This window comes from Mesorhizobium sp. M0598 (assembly GCF_040320865.1).
Lineage (GTDB): Bacteria > Pseudomonadota > Alphaproteobacteria > Rhizobiales > Rhizobiaceae > Mesorhizobium.
The window spans coordinates 77391-93429 of sequence record NZ_JAMYQL010000012.1 but is presented as its reverse complement, the minus strand read 5'-3'; the positions used below and the strand labels follow the sequence as shown (position 1 = coordinate 93429).

The 16039-nt window shown below is 61.7% G+C and carries 20 protein-coding genes and 1 tRNA gene; 11 read left to right on the top strand and 10 right to left on the bottom strand.

All coding sequences use genetic code 11. The features are described 5' to 3' along the window. Positions 1-42: 42 nt before the first annotated feature. Positions 43-399, bottom strand: a complete 357-nt coding sequence (locus NKI59_RS17295; RefSeq protein WP_352681218.1) for a hypothetical protein — start codon at positions 397-399, stop codon at positions 43-45. 198 nt (positions 400-597) lie between these two features. Here NKI59_RS17295 and NKI59_RS17290 point away from each other — a divergent pair, with 198 nt between their 5' ends. Beyond that, positions 598-1326 carry a DUF1579 family protein gene (locus NKI59_RS17290; RefSeq protein WP_352705582.1) on the top strand — a complete coding sequence of 243 codons (729 nt, stop codon included), beginning with the start codon at positions 598-600 and terminating at the stop codon, positions 1324-1326. A 51-nt stretch (positions 1327-1377) separates the two neighbouring features. Here NKI59_RS17290 and NKI59_RS17285 read toward each other — a convergent pair whose 3' ends face one another. Together NKI59_RS17285 and moaA are read right to left on the bottom strand one after the other, a co-directional pair. Next, complete coding sequence (locus NKI59_RS17285) at positions 1378-1851, bottom strand: hypothetical protein (protein WP_352705579.1); 474 nt, start codon at positions 1849-1851, stop codon at positions 1378-1380. A 55-nt stretch (positions 1852-1906) separates the two neighbouring features. Then, on the bottom strand, positions 1907-2902 hold the full coding sequence (gene moaA / locus NKI59_RS17280; RefSeq protein ID WP_352705577.1) for a GTP 3',8-cyclase MoaA: 996 nt from the start codon (positions 2900-2902) through the stop codon (positions 1907-1909). A 198-nt stretch (positions 2903-3100) separates the two neighbouring features. Here moaA and NKI59_RS17275 point away from each other — a divergent pair, with 198 nt between their 5' ends. Next, complete coding sequence (locus NKI59_RS17275; protein WP_023717628.1) at positions 3101-3454, top strand: gamma-butyrobetaine hydroxylase family protein; 354 nt, start codon at positions 3101-3103, stop codon at positions 3452-3454. A 23-nt stretch (positions 3455-3477) separates the two neighbouring features. On the opposite strand, the gene NKI59_RS17270 is transcribed toward NKI59_RS17275, so the two are convergent. Then, complete coding sequence (locus NKI59_RS17270) at positions 3478-3906, bottom strand: nuclear transport factor 2 family protein (protein WP_352705574.1); 429 nt, start codon at positions 3904-3906, stop codon at positions 3478-3480. Positions 3907-4065: 159 nt separating this feature from the next. Here NKI59_RS17270 and NKI59_RS17265 point away from each other — a divergent pair, with 159 nt between their 5' ends. Continuing rightward, positions 4066-4677, top strand: a complete 612-nt coding sequence (locus tag NKI59_RS17265) for a pyridoxamine 5'-phosphate oxidase family protein (protein WP_023675024.1) — start codon at positions 4066-4068, stop codon at positions 4675-4677. Between the two features lie 27 nt (positions 4678-4704). Here NKI59_RS17265 and NKI59_RS17260 read toward each other — a convergent pair whose 3' ends face one another. Further along, the gene (locus NKI59_RS17260; RefSeq protein ID WP_352448891.1) at positions 4705-5157 is read right to left on the bottom strand and encodes a MarR family winged helix-turn-helix transcriptional regulator; all 453 of its coding nucleotides are present in this window, start codon (positions 5155-5157) and stop codon (positions 4705-4707) included. Positions 5158-5204: 47 nt separating this feature from the next. Here NKI59_RS17260 and NKI59_RS17255 point away from each other — a divergent pair, with 47 nt between their 5' ends. After that, positions 5205-6113 carry an alpha/beta hydrolase gene (locus tag NKI59_RS17255; RefSeq protein WP_352456749.1) on the top strand — a complete coding sequence of 303 codons (909 nt, stop codon included), beginning with the start codon at positions 5205-5207 and terminating at the stop codon, positions 6111-6113. Between the two features lie 32 nt (positions 6114-6145). Here the strand turns inward: NKI59_RS17255 and NKI59_RS17250 are convergent, their stop codons facing one another. Continuing rightward, entirely contained in the window at positions 6146-6760 is a 615-nt protein-coding gene (locus NKI59_RS17250) for a TetR/AcrR family transcriptional regulator (protein WP_352705572.1), read from the bottom strand. Positions 6761-6858: 98 nt separating this feature from the next. Between NKI59_RS17250 and NKI59_RS17245 the strand changes: the two genes are divergently transcribed. Together NKI59_RS17245 and NKI59_RS17240 are read left to right on the top strand one after the other, a co-directional pair. After that, positions 6859-7605 carry a 3-oxoacyl-ACP reductase family protein gene (locus NKI59_RS17245; RefSeq protein ID WP_352705570.1) on the top strand — a complete coding sequence of 249 codons (747 nt, stop codon included), beginning with the start codon at positions 6859-6861 and terminating at the stop codon, positions 7603-7605. 219 nt (positions 7606-7824) lie between these two features. Then, positions 7825-9729, top strand: coding sequence for a L,D-transpeptidase family protein (locus NKI59_RS17240; protein ID WP_352705567.1), 1905 nt, complete (start codon positions 7825-7827; stop codon positions 9727-9729). A gap of 11 nt (positions 9730-9740) precedes the next feature. Here NKI59_RS17240 and NKI59_RS17235 read toward each other — a convergent pair whose 3' ends face one another. Then, positions 9741-10217 (bottom strand): hypothetical protein, encoded by a 477-nt coding sequence (locus tag NKI59_RS17235; protein WP_352705565.1) that lies wholly within the window; start codon positions 10215-10217, stop codon positions 9741-9743. Positions 10218-10342: 125 nt separating this feature from the next. Next, on the bottom strand, positions 10343-10594 hold the full coding sequence (locus NKI59_RS17230; RefSeq protein WP_023675031.1) for a PepSY domain-containing protein: 252 nt from the start codon (positions 10592-10594) through the stop codon (positions 10343-10345). Positions 10595-10793: 199 nt separating this feature from the next. Between NKI59_RS17230 and NKI59_RS17225 the strand changes: the two genes are divergently transcribed. Together NKI59_RS17225 and NKI59_RS17220 are read left to right on the top strand one after the other, a co-directional pair. Continuing rightward, entirely contained in the window at positions 10794-11066 is a 273-nt protein-coding gene (locus tag NKI59_RS17225; RefSeq protein ID WP_352705563.1) for a hypothetical protein, read from the top strand. Positions 11067-11241: 175 nt separating this feature from the next. Next, complete coding sequence (locus NKI59_RS17220; RefSeq protein ID WP_156948025.1) at positions 11242-11907, top strand: hypothetical protein; 666 nt, start codon at positions 11242-11244, stop codon at positions 11905-11907. A 277-nt stretch (positions 11908-12184) separates the two neighbouring features. Here the strand turns inward: NKI59_RS17220 and NKI59_RS17215 are convergent. Both NKI59_RS17215 and NKI59_RS17210 read right to left on the bottom strand, forming a co-directional pair. Next, a tRNA-Val gene (locus NKI59_RS17215) sits at positions 12185-12259 on the bottom strand. Between the two features lie 100 nt (positions 12260-12359). Continuing rightward, positions 12360-13043, bottom strand: a complete 684-nt coding sequence (locus NKI59_RS17210) for a phosphoglycolate phosphatase (RefSeq protein ID WP_352705561.1) — start codon at positions 13041-13043, stop codon at positions 12360-12362. A gap of 144 nt (positions 13044-13187) precedes the next feature. Here NKI59_RS17210 and rpiA point away from each other — a divergent pair, with 144 nt between their 5' ends. The 3 genes from rpiA (at position 13188) to gor (ending at position 15990) form a co-directional block, all read left to right on the top strand. Beyond that, a complete protein-coding gene (gene rpiA, locus NKI59_RS17205; protein WP_352456755.1) occupies positions 13188-13919 on the top strand; it encodes a ribose-5-phosphate isomerase RpiA in 732 nt (243 codons plus the stop codon). Next, positions 13906-14484, top strand: a complete 579-nt coding sequence (locus NKI59_RS17200; protein ID WP_352448901.1) for a DUF2059 domain-containing protein — start codon at positions 13906-13908, stop codon at positions 14482-14484. Before rpiA ends, NKI59_RS17200 begins: the two co-directional genes overlap by 14 nt. Before the next feature lie 117 nt (positions 14485-14601). Beyond that, entirely contained in the window at positions 14602-15990 is a 1389-nt protein-coding gene (gene gor / locus NKI59_RS17195) for a glutathione-disulfide reductase (protein WP_352448902.1), read from the top strand. Positions 15991-16039: the final 49 nt, after the last annotated feature.

The following is a 16039-nucleotide window of genomic DNA, read 5'->3' as shown; positions in this document are numbered from 1 at the left end:
TTTCTGTGGCCCGTGACATCTGCCGCGCAAGAGCGGCAGGGCTTATTTGGGCGTCAGTACCTCGGTGCCGTTGCCTTCCTTGCCGGCAATCGTCCACAGGCCACGCAGCGAGCCGTCGTCCTGCACCTTGTAGACGACTAGACCGAACGCCTTGCCCATGACATAGCCGGCGGAGAAGGCATCGTCGTTGCGCATGCAGATACCGTCCGAGGACGAGCCGCCTGTCTCCCAATGGATCGTGCAGGTCGTCTCGCTGGTCAGCGTGATCGTGGCGTCGCCACCATAGGACGACCCATCGAAATTGGTGCCGGCCACGGCATAGGTGCCGCCGATCGACTGAGCCGCCGCGGGCAGGGCCGCGAGGCTGAGCAATGCAAGAGAAAGAATGAGTTTGCGCATATCGTATTCCCCCACTGGGCGAAGAACCGCTCCAGAGCAGAGGCTAGGCCCGAATGGGCTTGCGGTAAATCCGGTGACCGTTTGCGGACAAGACCTTTTCTGGGTGTGACCCCAAAAAAGGTGCCGTTCTAAAGGATAGGTTCGGAGGGCAAATTTGTCACACTGCGGCTCGAGGAAAATTTTTCGACGAGATCAAATTTGCTCGGCAAGATTCACCAAATTGGTCATTGTAAGCTTTTGATCGTGTTGGGGAGATGGTCCATGATGAATGCACGAGGCAATGCGGACTGGCTTGGCACAGGCAGCAGGCGGCATGTTTCGTCGGCTTTTCGGTTCTCTTCTACCCTGGCGGTTATCCTCATGGCGATAGCGCCTGCGTTCGCCGAGAACGGCGCTTCGGCGTCGGCAGTCGAACGGATGTCCACGCCGGGTCACGAAGCGGATGAGCTCGCTCGCCGCGTCGGGAAATGGTCCGTCGTCAACACGATCTGGCCAACGCCCGGCGCCCAGCCGATCGTGATGACGGGGCTGGTGGCCGAGCGCACGATGATCGGTCCCTTCATGCAGGAGGTAATGCGCCCGGCGCCCGGATCGAAAATGCCGGACTTCCAGCGGATAGCCTATTTGAGCTATGACCGGGTGGAGGGCCGCTGGAAGTATGTCTCCATGGACACCCGTTTCCCGGCAGGGATCATGCCCGCCTGGAGTTTTGGTGGTGAGGAGGACGGCAAGATTTCACTGCTGTTCCAGCCGCTTGGTTTCGTCGGCTTCGGCCCCGAGGTCGAAGGGCGGTTCACGGCCTCCGATTTCGTCATTTCCAGGGACGGCGACAATCACGAAGTGGCCGAGCAACATTTCCTCCAGGCCAATGGCAGCGGCAAAAAATGGCTTGCCGTACGATATGACTACACGCGCCAACAACCGTGACTCGCTAGCAAAAACAATAGGCTGCCAATAAGTTCTGACGTCGCCGGATGCTCACGGTCCCCTGAGGCTGCCGGCGATCGCATCGACGAGCGGGTCGTATTTCGATTTCAGGGCTGGCGGGTAGTCGATCCAGACCGTGCGGATGACACCGTCTTTTCCGAACAGGCGGCGTTGATAGAAGATGTTCCCGCCTTTGATGCCCGAGAGCACCGCCCAGTCCTTGCCGGTCTTGCTGTAGGTGATCCTGTAGCCAGGTTCCTTGCTGGCCCTCTCGGCGGAGACGAAGGCTGTCGGGGTGTCATCATCGATGTTGAGGATACCCGAACAGATCAGGCTGGCGCCATCGGCAGTGAGCCATTGTTGTCCATCGCCATTGTCCGGCTCAGGCTGGCGAAGAGTGAAGATTTCATCCGGAAAGGTGCAGATGGTACCGAAGCGCTCGTTCGTGTAGGTAAATGGCGCGGCAACTGCCGTGGTCCCCGCCATCACTCCGAAAAACGTCAGGACTGCAAAAAACCGCTGCACGCCTTGCCTCGCGCCGATACCAAGGCGATTATTCTTGCACGAAATCGGCGAAAAATCAGCCGCCGGTGACGCTCATATGCCGCGACACCGACGGACGGTTGGTGCGGCGATCGATGATGAAGTCGTGGCCTTTGGGCTTGCGGCCGATTGCTTCGTCGATGGCATCGGCGACCAGCTCGTTGCCTTCCGACGCACGCAGCGGCGCGCTCAGGTCGGCCGCATCTTCCTGGCCGAGGCACATGTAAAGGGTGCCGGTGCAGGTCAGCCGGACCCGGTTGCAGCTTTCGCAGAAATTATGCGTCATCGGCGTGATGAAGCCCAGCCGTCCGCCGGTCTCGGCGACTTGGACATAGCGGGCCGGGCCACCGGTCTTGTAGGGAATGTCGCTTAGCGTGAACTGGCGCTCGAGTGCCGCGCGCAGCAGCGACAGCGGCAAATACTGGTCGGTGCGGTCGGCGTCGATCTCGCCCATCGGCATGGTTTCGATGACCGTCAGATCCATACCGCGGCCATGCGCCCAGCGCAGCATTTCCGGCAATTCGGCGTCATTGAAGTCCTTCAACGCCACGGCGTTGAGCTTTACCTTTAGCCCGGCCGCCTGCGCGGCGTCGATGCCGTCCATGACCTTGTCCAGATTGCCCCAGCGGGTGATCTGGCGGAATTTGTCGGCATCGAGGGTATCGAGCGAGACGTTAATGCGCTTGACGCCGCAGTCGGCGAGCTCGGTGGCAAAGCGGGAAAGCTGCGATCCGTTGGTGGTCAGCGTCAGCTCTTCCAGTGCACCACTCTCGAGATGCCGCGAAAGCTGGCGTACCAAGTGCATGATGTTCTTGCGCACAAGCGGCTCACCGCCGGTGAGGCGGAGCTTGCGCACACCCTTTTCGATGAAGACCGTGCAGAGCCGGTCGAGCTCTTCCAGCGACAGCAGGTCCTTCTTGGGCAGGAACGTCATGTCCTCGGCCATGCAATAGGTGCAGCGGAAATCGCAGCGGTCGGTAACCGACACGCGCAGGTAGGTAATCGTGCGACCGAAAGGATCGATCATATCCATGCGTATGCGCTTTCCGTGGCCGTGAACGGCTTCGTTATATATGGCTATGTGATACGAGCCAACTTGCCATTCAAGATAGAAGCTCGGAATCTTCGGTAACATTCCGACGCCGACAGGTCATGTCGGAACTTTCTATGCGGCCTTTTCCCTCGACGCGAAGCGGCGTAGGAAGGGCGGTTCTCCGCAGGATCCACCACCATGACAGCGCCAAAGGAACTCAGGGTCTCGAAGGACCGCAAGCTGCTTTCCGTGACCTTTCCGGGCCATCAGCCGTTCGAGTTGCCGGCTGAGCTTCTGCGGGTCGCTTCGCCATCGGCCGAGGTGCAGGGCCATTCGCCCGAACAGCGCGTCACCGTTCCCGGCAAGCGCAATGTGGCGATCCTGAAGATCGAGCCGGTCGGCAATTATGCCGTGCGCATTACCTTCGACGATTTCCATGATACCGGCATCTTCACCTGGAATTACCTGCATACGCTGGGTCATGAGAAGGATGCACGCTGGGCCGCCTATCTCGCCGAACTGGAAGAGAAGGGGCTGAGCCGCGACCGTTGAATGGATCCCGCAGGACTCTCAGGTCAATGCAGGATCGCCAGTATCTCGCTGGTGTCGTAATAAAACGGCGTGCCTTCGATCAGCCGGTCATTCTTGAAGCGCAAGACTTCGGCAAACGGCTGTTTGATGGTTGCACCATTGGCCCGCGATGTCAGCGAAAGCGAGCAGCTCATGAACACCGTGTCATCGTTTTGGGCGACCTGAAGGTCCTCCACCGCCACGTCGCTCCAGATTTCCCGCATTTTGCGGAAAAGGGCGCCAACGCCGTCGAGGCCGTTCCAGTCACCGGCATAGGGCAGGGAGCGCGGCTCATGCACGACAATCTCGGCATGAAATGCGCCGGCAAGCACATCGAGGCTCTCCGACCCTGATTGGAGGAAACGCATTTCAACATTGAACATGTTTTCAATAAGTTCCATGGCGGTGCGTCGCCGGTCGAGCGGTTTATCCATTTTTGACCTCCGTATTCGTTGGCACGATCATGCAGGTAAAGCGGTTTGCCCTTGTTTGCGTTGCCTCGACACCCGTTTCCTGATGACCGGCAAACGGGCACTTGTCGTGAAAACGTCATCCATCTGGAGTAGCGCCGGCAAAGCTTTGGAGACGAAAACATGTCCATGATCACCAGCATCGAACAGCTTGAAGCGCTCTATGGCCTGCCCGGCGAGGCGTCGGTGGTCAAGGAACTCGACCAGCTGATTCGCGAATACGCAGCTATCATCGAGGCTTCGCCGTTTGCCGCGCTCGCAACCTGCGGGCCAGAAGGGCTGGACTGCTCGCCGCGCGGCGATCTCGCCGGCTTCGTCCGCATCCATGATCCGAAAACGCTGATGATGCCGGACCGGCGCGGCAACAACCGTGCCGATTCGCTAAGGAACATCCTTCGCGATCCGCGCGTCGCGCTCCTGTTCCTGGTGCCGGGTTCCGGCACGACGCTGCGCGTCAATGGCCGCGCCCACATCACCACCGATACCGGGCTCTGCGCCTCGTTCGCAGTCGAGGGCAAGCCGGCGCGCTCGGTGACGATCATCGAGATCGATGCGGTTTATTTCCAGTGCGCCCGCGCCATCCACCGATCGGAACTGTGGAATCCGGCAAGGCATGTCGACCCGAGATCGCTGCCGACTCCCGGCCAAATCCTGGAAATCACCAGCCGCAAGAACATTGACGGCGAGGTCTACGACAAGGAATGGCCCGAGCGCGCGAAAAAATCGATGTGGTGAAGCATTTGGTGGTGGAGCACCGGGCTGTCAGGCGGTCTTCAAAACCTCGGCAATCCTACGCATCTGTTCGCCGATCATGTCACATTGTTCCGGCGTCGACTGGCTCATCGCCTTCTCGATCAGCGCCATATGGACCTTCAGCGCTTGCATCAGCAGTGCCTCGCCGGCCTCTGTCAACGTCAGCCTCAGCACGCGCTTGTCCTTCTCGTCGCCCTCGCGGCGCAGCAGGCCACGGGTCTCCAGCTGAGGCAAAAGCATGGTGATGTTGGAGCGGCCGACCAGCAGCCGACGAGCAAGGTCGTGCTGCGACATGCCGGGATGACGGTAGAGGTTCATCAGCACGTCGAGCTGCGCCGGCTTCAGGTCGAGCGGCGCAAGCTTCACCGCCAGGGTGCGTTCCACCACATGGCAGGCGCGCGCCACCGCGACCCAGTTGCGAAAACGCGGGTTGTCCCAGGGCAGGTCTTGCTTAATGTTCATGTTTGAACTATTATGTTCATGCTTGAACCAATGAATGGATCGCCACTATGGCATCATTTGGACTGAAGGTCATCCGCGGCACGTTCGGCGTGGCTGAGCATGTGGCACCGCGACTCACCGGGCGTGCTGCATTCGAGCTGTTCTGCCGCACGCCGCACGAGAAGAGCTTGAGCAAAGGCGAGCGCCGCGCAATCGATCGCGCCGCCGATTTCATGACCCAGGCACGCCATCACCGGCTAAAGACCAGAACCGGCTGCGTCATGGTGCATGAATTCCGGCCCGAGCCGGGCAGGGCGACTGCCGGCACCGTGCTCGTCATCCATGGTTGGCGTTCGCGCACCGAATACATGCGCACGCTGATCGAAGCCTATCGCGATGCCGGCTACAAGGTGGTCTCGCTTGATCTGCCGGGCCACGGCCAGTCGCAGGGCCGCCGGCTTACCCTGGTCAGTGCGGTCGATGCGGCACGGGTTGCCGGCGAATGGTTCGGCCCGTTCGCGGCCATTGTCGGCCATTCCTTTGGTGGTGCCGTTGCCGCCAACGCCGTCGCCGGTTCGATCAGGAACATCCCGCGATTGGCGGCCGGGCGGCTGGTGCTTATCGCCGCGCCGAGCTCGCTGCCGGCGATCTTCGCTGATTTCAGCCGCATGCTGAATGTCGGCTCGCGCTCGCAGGCCGCCATGGCCGACCGGGTCGAGCGCATCGCCGGCCGGCCGTTGCACGAGTTCACCGGTGACCGCCAGCTCGCAAGCACGCCGCTGCCGACGCTGGTGATCCACGCGCCGGACGACCGCGAAGTGTCCGCCGAGCATGCAAGGCTCTACACGCGCGCCGGAGACCATGTGCGGCTTTACTGGGCCGACGGGCTCGGCCACCGCCGCATTCTCGCCGACAGGGGTGTGGTGGAGCGTGCCGTTGGCTTCGTTGCCGGCAGGCTGGAGCCGTCTCTGCAGTGACCTGAATCGTTCTTGTCAGCCGGGTTCGACCGTCACGCTGCCCCGGTGCTGGCCATCGCTATCCAAGCTGCCATTGCCCCGGCCACCGTCGCCAGAAGAGCCGAGCGCGACGCGCCGTCGCGCGCCTGGATCGACATGCCGTGTTGCACGGTCGCGTAGAAGGTCGCGGCCGTACCGCAGTCGAAATCGGCCGGCAACTCCCCCTCGGCCACGCCACGCTCGAGGCGTCTCAGCAAGGCTTCGCGGTTTTCGGCGCGGCGACGGCGCAGATCATCGCAGATGGCGCCGCGGCTTGAATCCTGGTGCAAAGCGCCGAGCGCGATCAGGCAGCCTTGCGGGCGACCGGTCTGTGAATAGGCCCTGGCCGTCTGCCGCAGGAACCGCTCGACCGCCTGGCGCGCGGTTGGCGCCTTTTCCAGCGCGGCCCAGATCTCGGTTCCCTCGACCCGCGTGTAAAGCTCGGTTGCCTCGAGAAACAGCGCTTCCTTGCTGCCGAAGGCGGCATAGAGGCTGGGTGAGTTGATGCACATTGCAGCGGTCAGGTCGCTTATCGACGCGCCCTCATAACCCTTGGCCCAAAACACTTCCATTGCGCGCCGCAAGGCGGCGGCTCGATCGAAGGTGCGGGGGCGGCCTCGTTCCGGCATGGCATCCTTTCTGTATTGATCGATACATAATTCAGTTGACGTGGTTCAGCAAGGCTGGCAGATATTTATGTATCAATCACTACAAAATGGAGAAGCAGATGTCATCCAGAAGCTTGAACGGCAAGGCCGCCCTCGTCACCGGCGGCAGCCGCGGCATTGGTGCGGCGATTGCAAGAAGGCTCGCGGCCGACGGCGCAGGCGTGGTGATCACCTATGTGAATGGCGAGGAAGGGGCGCGTGCGGTGGTCAGGGAAATCGAGGCGGCCGGCGGCCGGGCCTTTGCCATCAAGGCCGACAATCGCGATGCTGGGGCGATCGAGGCGGCAGTCGATGAGGCAGCAAAAGCCTTCGGACGGCTCGACATCCTCGTCAACAGCGCCGGCATCTGGCGCGCTGCGCCGATCGATGCCCTGTCGCTTGCCGACTTCGATGAGACGATGGAGGTCAACCTCAGAGCCCCGTTCGTCGCCGCCAAGGCGGCAGCAGCGCATATGGGCGAGGGTGGCCGGATCATCTCGATCGGCAGCAATCTGGCCGAGCGTGCCACCGACACCGGCCTGAGCGCCTATTCGGCCAGCAAGGCTGCCTTGGTTGGCCTGACCAAGGCCTTTGCACGCGATCTCGGTCCGCGCGGCATCACCGCCAATGTCGTCCATCCGGGGTCGACCGATACCGACATGAATCCGGCAGCCGGCCCCCACGCCGAGCATCAGCGTCAGAGGATGGCGATGCCTCGCTTCGGCACGGCCGACGAGATCGCCGGCATGGTCGCCTGGCTTGCCGGCCCCGAAGGGCGCTTCGTGACAGGCGCTGCATTGACCATCGACGGCGGCGCCAACGCTTGAGGCTTGGCTCACGGGCACTACCATTGGTCGGGAGCGACGGTGGATTCGCTCCCCCGTCACGACGTTGTGAAACTGTTCTGCAACAGACGTTCCGAAATTTATGGAAGCTTAACGAAATCAGTATGAATCAGTGTAGTCACGCCTTACATCCGCCATGGGGTGGGCGAGACCGTGAAAGCGGTGCGGAACGGGAGCCGGTTCAACCGGAGCGGGTGATCCATGAAACTCCTTGGAATCAAAGCAACCGTGCTGCCGTTTGCGGTGGCCGCGGCAATGCTGGCCTTCGGGGCGCCGAAGGCTGAAGCGCAAGGGTTCTTCGACATGCTTTTCGGCGGCGGCGTCAAACACGCACCGCCGAAAGGTAACTTTCCGCCGCCACCGTCAAAATACAAGCCGAAGCCCAGGGCGCCGGCCGCTTCCGGTGGTGGGGGCGGTGGTGGTGCGCAAATCAGCGGCCCGTCCTATTATACCTACAAGAGCGATCCGCTGGTGCGCGTCGATTTTTCGGCACTGTCGGCAGCGCCTGAACCGGCAACGCCTCAGGACGCTGCTTTCGAGCCGGCGGCCACTGGGGCTGCATTCCGCGAAGCCATTGCCGGCCTCGACGGCTATGACCTCTACGCCGAGAAGGACATCGCCAAGGCGCTGATCGCCTATTACTCGGCCAATCCGGAATTCATCTGGGTGACGGGAACCAGTCCCAGCAGCCGTGCCCAGGATGCCGTGCGGATGCTGGGCGAGGCCGCGAGTTACGGCCTGACGCCCGCCGACTACACCGTCGAAGTTCCGGCAGCAGGCACATCGGCGGGCAATGCCGATGAACGCCTGAAAGAGCTGGTCCGCTTCGAGATGGCGCTGTCGGCGCGTGTCCTGCGCTACGCCCGTGACGCACAAGGCGGCCGCGTCGATCCCAACCGCATGACCGGCTACTACGATTTTCCGCCGAAGCCGCTCGACATGGAAGGGGTGCTGAAGACGCTGGCCCATACCCAGCAAGTGCGCACTTATCTCGAGTCGCGGCATCCACAGAATTCCGAGTATCAGGCGCTGCGCGTCGAACTGGAAGCGCTCCAGGCCAGCGCCGAAGACGAAATCACCATCGATCCCAATCTGCTGTTGAAGCCGGGGCAGACCAGCCCCGAGCTGCCGAAGCTTTTGACAAAGATCGCGCGCAATCTCGATGACGAGATGGGCGGCGCCTATGGCGAGGTCCTGGCGAGGCTCGCTACCAGCGAGGTCTACGATCCGGAGCTGGTGCCGGTGATCAAGGCGGTGCAGAAACGGGCCGGCATGAAAGGCGACGGCGTCATCGGCCCGCGTACCGTTGCATCGTTGGCCGGAACGTCCAAGGCCGACAAAATTCAGAAGGTTCGGGTTGCGCTCGAAGAGTTGCGCTGGTTGCCTTCCGACCTTGGCAGCCCGCGCGTCTTCATCAACCAGCCGGCTTTCACCGCGAGCTATATCGATGATGGCGAGGAGAAACTGAAGACCCGCGCCGTGGTTGGCAGGCCCACCAACCAGACTGCTTTCTTCTATGACCAGATAGAGCAGGTCGACTTCCATCCCTATTGGGGCGTGCCGCAATCGATCCTGGTCAACGAGATGCTGCCGCGGCTGCGCCGGGATCCTGGCTATCTCGACCGCGCCGGCTACGAGGTGGTCAATGCCCGCGGCAAGCGCATTCCCTCGTCCTCGGTCAATTGGGGCGCCTACGGCGCAAAGATACCCTACGGCGTGCGCCAGCTGCCAAGCGAGGCCAATGCGCTGGGCGAGCTGAAGATACTGTTCCCCAACAAGCATGCAATCTACATGCACGACACGCCGCAAAAGTCGTTTTTCCAGCGCGACATGCGTGCGCTCAGCCATGGCTGCGTTCGCTTGCAGGATCCGCGCGGCATGGCCGCTGCCGTGCTCGGCACCTCGGTCGACTACATCGAGGACAAACTGAAACAGGGACATTCGACCGAGGACGTGACACGCAAGATCCCGGTCTACGTCGCCTATTTCACCGCATGGCCGGACCTGTCCGGCAAGGTCGAATACTTCAACGACGTCTACGGCCGCGATACAAGGCTGCAGCAGGCGCTCGACAGCACGGAAGCGGTGCGTTCGCCGGCAAGTTGACGAATGCGGTTCTAGCGCTGAAACAGCGGACGCCGGAAACCGGCATCGCGTCCGGCGATGAGCCAATAGACCAAGCCCGCGACAACGCCTGCGGCGGCAATGATGCCGATATCGGCCCAGCGCTCCGGGTTCGTGTCATCCGGTACACTGGGCCAGATCAAGGCGAAGCCGCCAACCGCGGCCGCCGCGCCGAAGACCATGTGCAGCCAAAAACTGCGCAGCGAGAAAAACTCGGCAATTAGTGCGAAGATCAGCGTCTGCAGGCCGGTCAGCACGATCGTCAGAAAATAGATGAACATGCCGAGCGGTGGCAACAGCAGCACCGCAACGGGGGTGACACCCATGACGTCGAAATAATTCGGCGCATTTGGCAGCGAACTCAGCCCGCCATAGATCGCCGCCGCCGCGATCAGCCCAACCAGTACCGCTATGAAATAACCCGCGAGCATCATCAGGAAGCGCTTCAATACGTGCTTTACCGTCGCCATGCCCACCCCCGCGCGCAATGATAGCACCGCAGTCAGCCATCAAAGTCATATCTGCGCAAGTGCATGCCCAATGCCGGGTGCCTCCGGGCGCGCCTTTTTCGAATGCTAACCTTTGCAGGCAGCGACTATTTCGGCGCGGCTGTCACCGGATCGTAGGTGATTTCGACTTTCGCCTTGTCGCTCGTGTAATAAATGACGGTGTAGCCATCGCTGTCCCAATCGATTTCCTTGATGTAGCGGAAGTCGTCGCGCTGCTCGACCTTGGCGATGATTTCCGACAGCTTCTTGGCATTCTGCGGCGGCACCGGATTTTCGTCCGCGGCAAAGGCCGATCCGCCGACAAGCAGCACGGCGGCCGCCAAAACAAGTCTGGACATGGCTTTCCCTCACATCTCGATGAGCAGAAACTCGTTTCTATGTAGGTTTGTTCCGGGATAGCGGACCGTTGCGCTACAAGGAGGCGCCGTCCGTACCTGATTTATGACTGCCGAAAGAACACGGCGACTGCTTAAAATCATGATGCGTCGCCTCAACATCGCGGCCATAAGTAGTGCCGGCGGTCATTCGGGGGTCTACATGCAAATGCGTCATGCCATCATATCTGTACTTTTCATACTTTCCATCTCGGCCGTTTTGACGCCTGTGCAGAAGGCCGAGGCGCTGGAACCTGAACGCTATACGGTCTATTGCGCCGACGACCGCATCGAGGTTTCGTTCTGGGATATCGAGCAGATGAAGGTGCGGGCCGGCTCCAACGTTTGCCAGTTCCAGAGCTATACGAGCTACGGCAGCGCCTTGAATTTCGCCCAAAAGAATTTTGGCGGCGAGGGGGCGACCTGCAGCTGCTAGTGGTAAAAATCTGACGCTTGGTGCCCGATGCGGATTATCTGTTCCGACCCTTTCCGGTCGTACAGACGTGGCAATGCTACGGCGTCAGTTGACCCGTTCCGATCATTGGCCATCTTGCAACCGTTTGAAATCTGGCGCTAGATGGGACATGGGACCATTACTGCGCGAGGTCTCTATGGCAAACACAGAAGAAGGAACGCGCGTAGCAGGAGTTTGGCTTGCGATCGCCTCTATCCTGCTGGCAGGCGCGCTGGTCGGCCATGGTCCGATCGATCCCGATATGGGTCGCCAGATGGGAGTCATCACCGACGACCCTGTCCGATGGGCGATCATCCATTGGGTTTCCGCGGTAGCGCTATCACTGTTCGTCCTGACAGGTCTGATCGTGCTGGCGGCCAGATCGCGCCTCACCGAGGCGTGGTGGACGTTGTCTGCCTGGGGTGTGCTGACTGTCGGCGCCCTCTGGACCATGACGACCGCGGTGGCCGAGGCCACCGTGGTCTCCGCCGCTGCTGCCGCCGGGGACACGGCAACTTTCGAGGCCTGGTGGGCATTTTCCGAAGGAAAGGCTAACGGCTTCATGTTTTTGGCGTTGGCCGTTGCCGTGATCGCTGGCAACGAGGCGCAGACCACTCACCGAGCCACGCCGGTCTGGGCATCGTACATCGCAGTCGTGGCCGGAATTGGAGCCTTCCTCGGTTGGCCCCTGGGCATGTGGCTCGGAGTCACCCTGGGCAGCTTCGTCTGGGTCGTGGCATCACTGGTGATGTCCCTGTGGACACTTTGGTTCGGGTTGGGTTTAGCGCGGACCGTGATCGGGCTGCGGCCTCACAATGGGTGACATCGAATCCGTAGCGGGAGCGTAGCGAGCGACCGCTTGATGACCGCGACGGGCGCTCCAGCCGCTCCGAGGCGGCGGGGATTGCTTCGCGCCGCTGAAAACGGCCTCGACGCGCGAGTTTGCCGAATGGGCAATATGCTTGCAGTAGGCGCGATAAAGCCGCTTCAGCAGCCGGAGCGAAAGGCAGGTTTACCCAGAGCGGGCCTACTGCTTCGGCACCAAGCGTCAGATTTTGACCACTAGCCGCTCTGACTTGGAATTGATTCAGGAAAGCAGATGGTGGGCGATGCAGGGATTGAACCTGCGACCCCACCCGTGTGAAGGGTGTGCTCTCCCGCTGAGCTAATCGCCCGCTCGTTGCCCGAAGGCCAAGCGCGCCGTGATATAAGGGAGGCCGGCCTGCGAAGTCAACCACTTGTCGGTCGGCATCTGCGGCCGCCTGAGGTCCGGCTTCAGCCTTCTGCCGCGGCCATCAGTCTTTGTATCAGATCGAGCGTCAACGAATCGAAATGCGAGATCACCGCCGACGGTTCGAACTCCCGCACATGACGGTCGGTGTAGCCGAAATCGACTGCCACCACCGGAATCCCGGCGGCTTTCGCCGTGTCGATGTCGGTCTGCGAATCACCGACCATCAGTGCACGGTGCGGGTCGCCGCCGGCGCGCGCGATGGTCTGCGTGAGATGGCGCGGGTCGGGCTTGCGGAACGGAAAACTATCCTGACCGCAGATCGCCGCGAAATGCCTGGTCATACCGAGCGCCTCGATCAGCGCCACCGAATTGGCCTCGTATTTATTGGTGCAGATGGCCAGCAGGTAACCGGCTGCCTCGAACCGTGCGATCGCCTCGGGGACGCCGGGGTAGGGGCGCGATTTGCCGGGGATGTTAACGGTGTAATGGTCCAGAAACAGCTTGAGCAGGCGGTCGTGCTCCTCCACTGCCAGCGACCTGTGCTGCGCTGCGTGGGCGCGCTCGATCATTACCCGGCCGCCATGGCCGACGAAGCGCCTGAAGCCGGCTTCGTCGACGGCCGCGAGCTGACTGGCGGCAAGGCTGTGGTTGAGACTGTCGAGCAGGTCCGGCGCCGTGTCGATCAGCGTCCCGTCGAGGTCGAACACGATGATCGGTCGGGTCATGGCCTGTCCTGTGACGATTTGATTGCCGGCAGGCGATAACCGCTGCGGCCCGTTCAGGCAAGCCGGCTTATCCACCGCGGGCAAGGTCCTTTGACCAGCCCGGCAAAAATGCTACGAGCGCCGAAACAAATCTCGGGACCCGGCATGGATGCGAGGCAATTGAAGGTTGAGGCCGCGCGGGCAGCGCTTGCCCATGTCACGGATGGCATGCGGCTCGGCATCGGCACCGGCACGACGGCGGACGAGTTCGTGCGGCTGCTCGCCGACAAGGTCGCCACCGGCCTGACTGTCATCGGCGTGCCGACCTCGGAGCGCACCGCCGTCCTTTGCACCGAGCTTGGTGTGCCGCTGTCGACCCTCGAGGAAACCCCCGAGCTCGATCTCACCATCGACGGCGCCGACGAGATCGATCCGGCGCTGACATTGGTCAAGGGCGGCGGCGGCGCGCTGCTGCGCGAAAAGATCGTCGCGGCGGCCTCCGCCCGCATGATCGTCATCGCCGACAGCTCCAAGATGGTCGAGATGATCGGCCGTTTTCCGCTGCCCATCGAAGTCAACCGGTTTGGCCTGCGCGCCACCGAAATTGCGGTCGGCGCGGCGGCTGCAAACCTTGGCCTTTCCGGCCCTGTTACATTGAGGATGACGGGGAGCCAGCCATTTGTTACAGACGGCGGCCATTTTATCCTCGATGCATCTTTTGGCCGCATTCCGGATACAAGAGCGCTTTCGAATGCTCTCCACGCCATTCCGGGCGTGGTCGAGCATGGTCTTTTCATCGGGCTGGCATCAACGGCCATCATAGCCGGCGGCGACGGCATCCAAACCGTCCATGCCGCCCGAAAATCAGGGAGTTTTACCGATCATGATGTTGCATAACCGGGTTGGCCGCTTTTTTGCCATTCTGGCGGCCTCGGCCGTTTTCGCGTTTTCGTCGCCTGCGTTTTCGCAGGACGTCACCGATGCGCATTTGAAGGCGGCGCGCGCCGCCGTCGCGGCGATCCATGCGACGGATACGTTCGACAGCATCCTGCCGCAAGCGGCCGCGGCACTGGAGCAGCAGCTGATTCAGAAGAACCCGGATATGCAGGAACTGATCGCCAAGACGATCAACGAGAAGGCGATGGCCTTGGCATCGCGCCGCGCCGACCTGGAAAAGGAAGCGGCGCTCGCCTATGCAAAGGTATTCTCGGAAAAGGAACTCAATGAAATCGCCGCCTTTTACAATTCCGATTCCGGCAAGAAGCTGCTCGACAACGGCCCGATCGTGACGCGCGAACTGGTGAAGGCTGCCGAGATCTGGCAGAACGGCCTGGCTCGCGATCTCGCCCAGCAGGTCGGCGAGACCCTGGGTGCAGCGGCGAATGCCAAGGCGCCGGCTGCACCTGCCGACGGTACCGCTCCGGCCGATGGCGCAGCTCCCGCGGACGCTACACCGAATTGATTGCGGACTTCCGAGCCGCCTGACCGCCACTGGACCAAAAGCCCGGCAAGTCCGGGCTTTTCTTTTGATAGTCGGCAGCCTACCTGTCTCGGGGTTTGAGGGGCAAGGAGTTCAGCCATGGCCGGTTACGACTACGATCTTTTCGTCATCGGCGGCGGCTCCGGCGGGGTGAGGGCGGCGCGCGTCGCGGCCGCACTCGGCAAGCGTGTCGGCATTGCCGAGGAATACCGCTATGGCGGCACATGCGTGATCCGTGGCTGCGTGCCGAAGAAGCTCTATGTCTACGCCTCGCAATTCCCCGAGCATTTCGCCGACGCCGCCGGTTATGGCTGGACGGTGCCTGAGGCGCGTTTCGACTGGCAGACGCTGGTCGCCAACAAGGACCGCGAAATCAGCCGGCTGGAGGCCATCTACAAGAAGAACGTGCAGGGCGCCGGCGGCGAGGTCTTTCATTCGCGCGCCACCCTGGTCGATCGGCATGTGGTGCATCTTCTCGGTGAGGATCGCACCGTTACCGCCGACCAGATCCTGATCGCTACCGGCGGGCGACCGGCGCCGCATCCGGCATTGCCCGGCCATGAGCACTGCATCTTTTCCAACGAGGCCTTCGACCTCAAGGAACTGCCGAAGGCAATCATGATCGAGGGCGGCGGCTATATCGCCGTCGAATTCGCCAACATCTTTCACGGCCTCGGCGTCGACACGACGCTGGTCTACCGCGGCAAGGAGATCCTCAGCCGTTTCGACATGGACCTCAGACGCATGCTGCACGACACGATGGAAAAGAAAGGGATAAAAATCCTCTGCCACGCCGTGTCCGAGTGGGTCAGGAAGCGGCCTGACGGCCGGCTCGACGCGCTTGTCACCGGCGGCACGGTGCTGACGGTCGACCAGGTCATGCTCGCCATCGGCCGCATTCCCAATACCGAGAACATGGGCCTGGAAGGCGTCGGCATCGAGATGACCAAAACCGGGGCAATCCACGTCGACGAATACTCCCGCACGAACATCGACAACATCTGGGCAATCGGTGACGTCACCCATCGCGTGCAATTGACGCCGGTGGCAATCCACGAGGCGATGTGCTTCGTCGAGACCGCCTTCAAGGACAAGCCGACGGCGCCCGACCATGACACGATCGCTACCGCAGTCTTTTCGCAGCCCGAGATCGGTACGGTCGGCCTGTCGGAGGATGAGGCGGCAAAGCGCTTTTCGAATGTTGAAATCTACCGCGCCACCTTCCGGCCGATGCGGCACACACTTTCCGGCCGCGACGAAAAGATGCTGATGAAGCTGGTCGTCGACGGCGCCTCGAAAAAGGTCCTCGGCGCCCACATTCTCGGGCCGGATGCCGGCGAAATGGCGCAGCTTCTCGGCATACCGCTGAAGGCCGGCCTGACCAAGGATGATTTCGATCGCACCATGGCGGTGCATCCGACTGCCGCGGAAGAACTCGTCACCATGTACAAGCCGACTTACCGGGTGAGAGATGGTGAGCGCGTCTGACGCGACGACAACCCATCGCGGCAACGAAATTGCCGCGATGGAAGTGCGT

Excerpts from the sequence above, each read along its gene's own strand:
- NKI59_RS17295 (WP_352681218.1), bottom strand. The coding sequence starts at position 399 with ATGCGCAAACTCATTCTTTCTCTTGCATTGCTCAGCCTCGCGGCCCTG.
- moaA (WP_352705577.1), bottom strand. The coding sequence starts at position 2,902 with ATGGATATGATCGATCCTTTCGGTCGCACGATTACCTACCTGCGCGTG.
- NKI59_RS17275 (WP_023717628.1), top strand. The coding sequence starts at position 3,101 with ATGACAGCGCCAAAGGAACTCAGGGTCTCGAAGGACCGCAAGCTGCTT.
- NKI59_RS17270 (WP_352705574.1), bottom strand. The coding sequence starts at position 3,906 with ATGGATAAACCGCTCGACCGGCGACGCACCGCCATGGAACTTATTGAA.
- NKI59_RS17265 (WP_023675024.1), top strand. The coding sequence starts at position 4,066 with ATGTCCATGATCACCAGCATCGAACAGCTTGAAGCGCTCTATGGCCTG.
- NKI59_RS17260 (WP_352448891.1), bottom strand. The coding sequence starts at position 5,157 with ATGAACATTAAGCAAGACCTGCCCTGGGACAACCCGCGTTTTCGCAAC.
- NKI59_RS17255 (WP_352456749.1), top strand. The coding sequence starts at position 5,205 with ATGGCATCATTTGGACTGAAGGTCATCCGCGGCACGTTCGGCGTGGCT.
- NKI59_RS17250 (WP_352705572.1), bottom strand. The coding sequence starts at position 6,760 with ATGCCGGAACGAGGCCGCCCCCGCACCTTCGATCGAGCCGCCGCCTTG.
- NKI59_RS17245 (WP_352705570.1), top strand. The coding sequence starts at position 6,859 with ATGTCATCCAGAAGCTTGAACGGCAAGGCCGCCCTCGTCACCGGCGGC.
- NKI59_RS17240 (WP_352705567.1), top strand. The coding sequence starts at position 7,825 with ATGAAACTCCTTGGAATCAAAGCAACCGTGCTGCCGTTTGCGGTGGCC.
- NKI59_RS17235 (WP_352705565.1), bottom strand. The coding sequence starts at position 10,217 with ATGGCGACGGTAAAGCACGTATTGAAGCGCTTCCTGATGATGCTCGCG.
- NKI59_RS17230 (WP_023675031.1), bottom strand. The coding sequence starts at position 10,594 with ATGTCCAGACTTGTTTTGGCGGCCGCCGTGCTGCTTGTCGGCGGATCG.
- NKI59_RS17225 (WP_352705563.1), top strand. The coding sequence starts at position 10,794 with ATGCAAATGCGTCATGCCATCATATCTGTACTTTTCATACTTTCCATC.
- NKI59_RS17220 (WP_156948025.1), top strand. The coding sequence starts at position 11,242 with ATGGCAAACACAGAAGAAGGAACGCGCGTAGCAGGAGTTTGGCTTGCG.
- NKI59_RS17210 (WP_352705561.1), bottom strand. The coding sequence starts at position 13,043 with ATGACCCGACCGATCATCGTGTTCGACCTCGACGGGACGCTGATCGAC.
- rpiA (WP_352456755.1), top strand. The coding sequence starts at position 13,188 with ATGGATGCGAGGCAATTGAAGGTTGAGGCCGCGCGGGCAGCGCTTGCC.
- NKI59_RS17200 (WP_352448901.1), top strand. The coding sequence starts at position 13,906 with ATGATGTTGCATAACCGGGTTGGCCGCTTTTTTGCCATTCTGGCGGCC.
- gor (WP_352448902.1), top strand. The coding sequence starts at position 14,602 with ATGGCCGGTTACGACTACGATCTTTTCGTCATCGGCGGCGGCTCCGGC.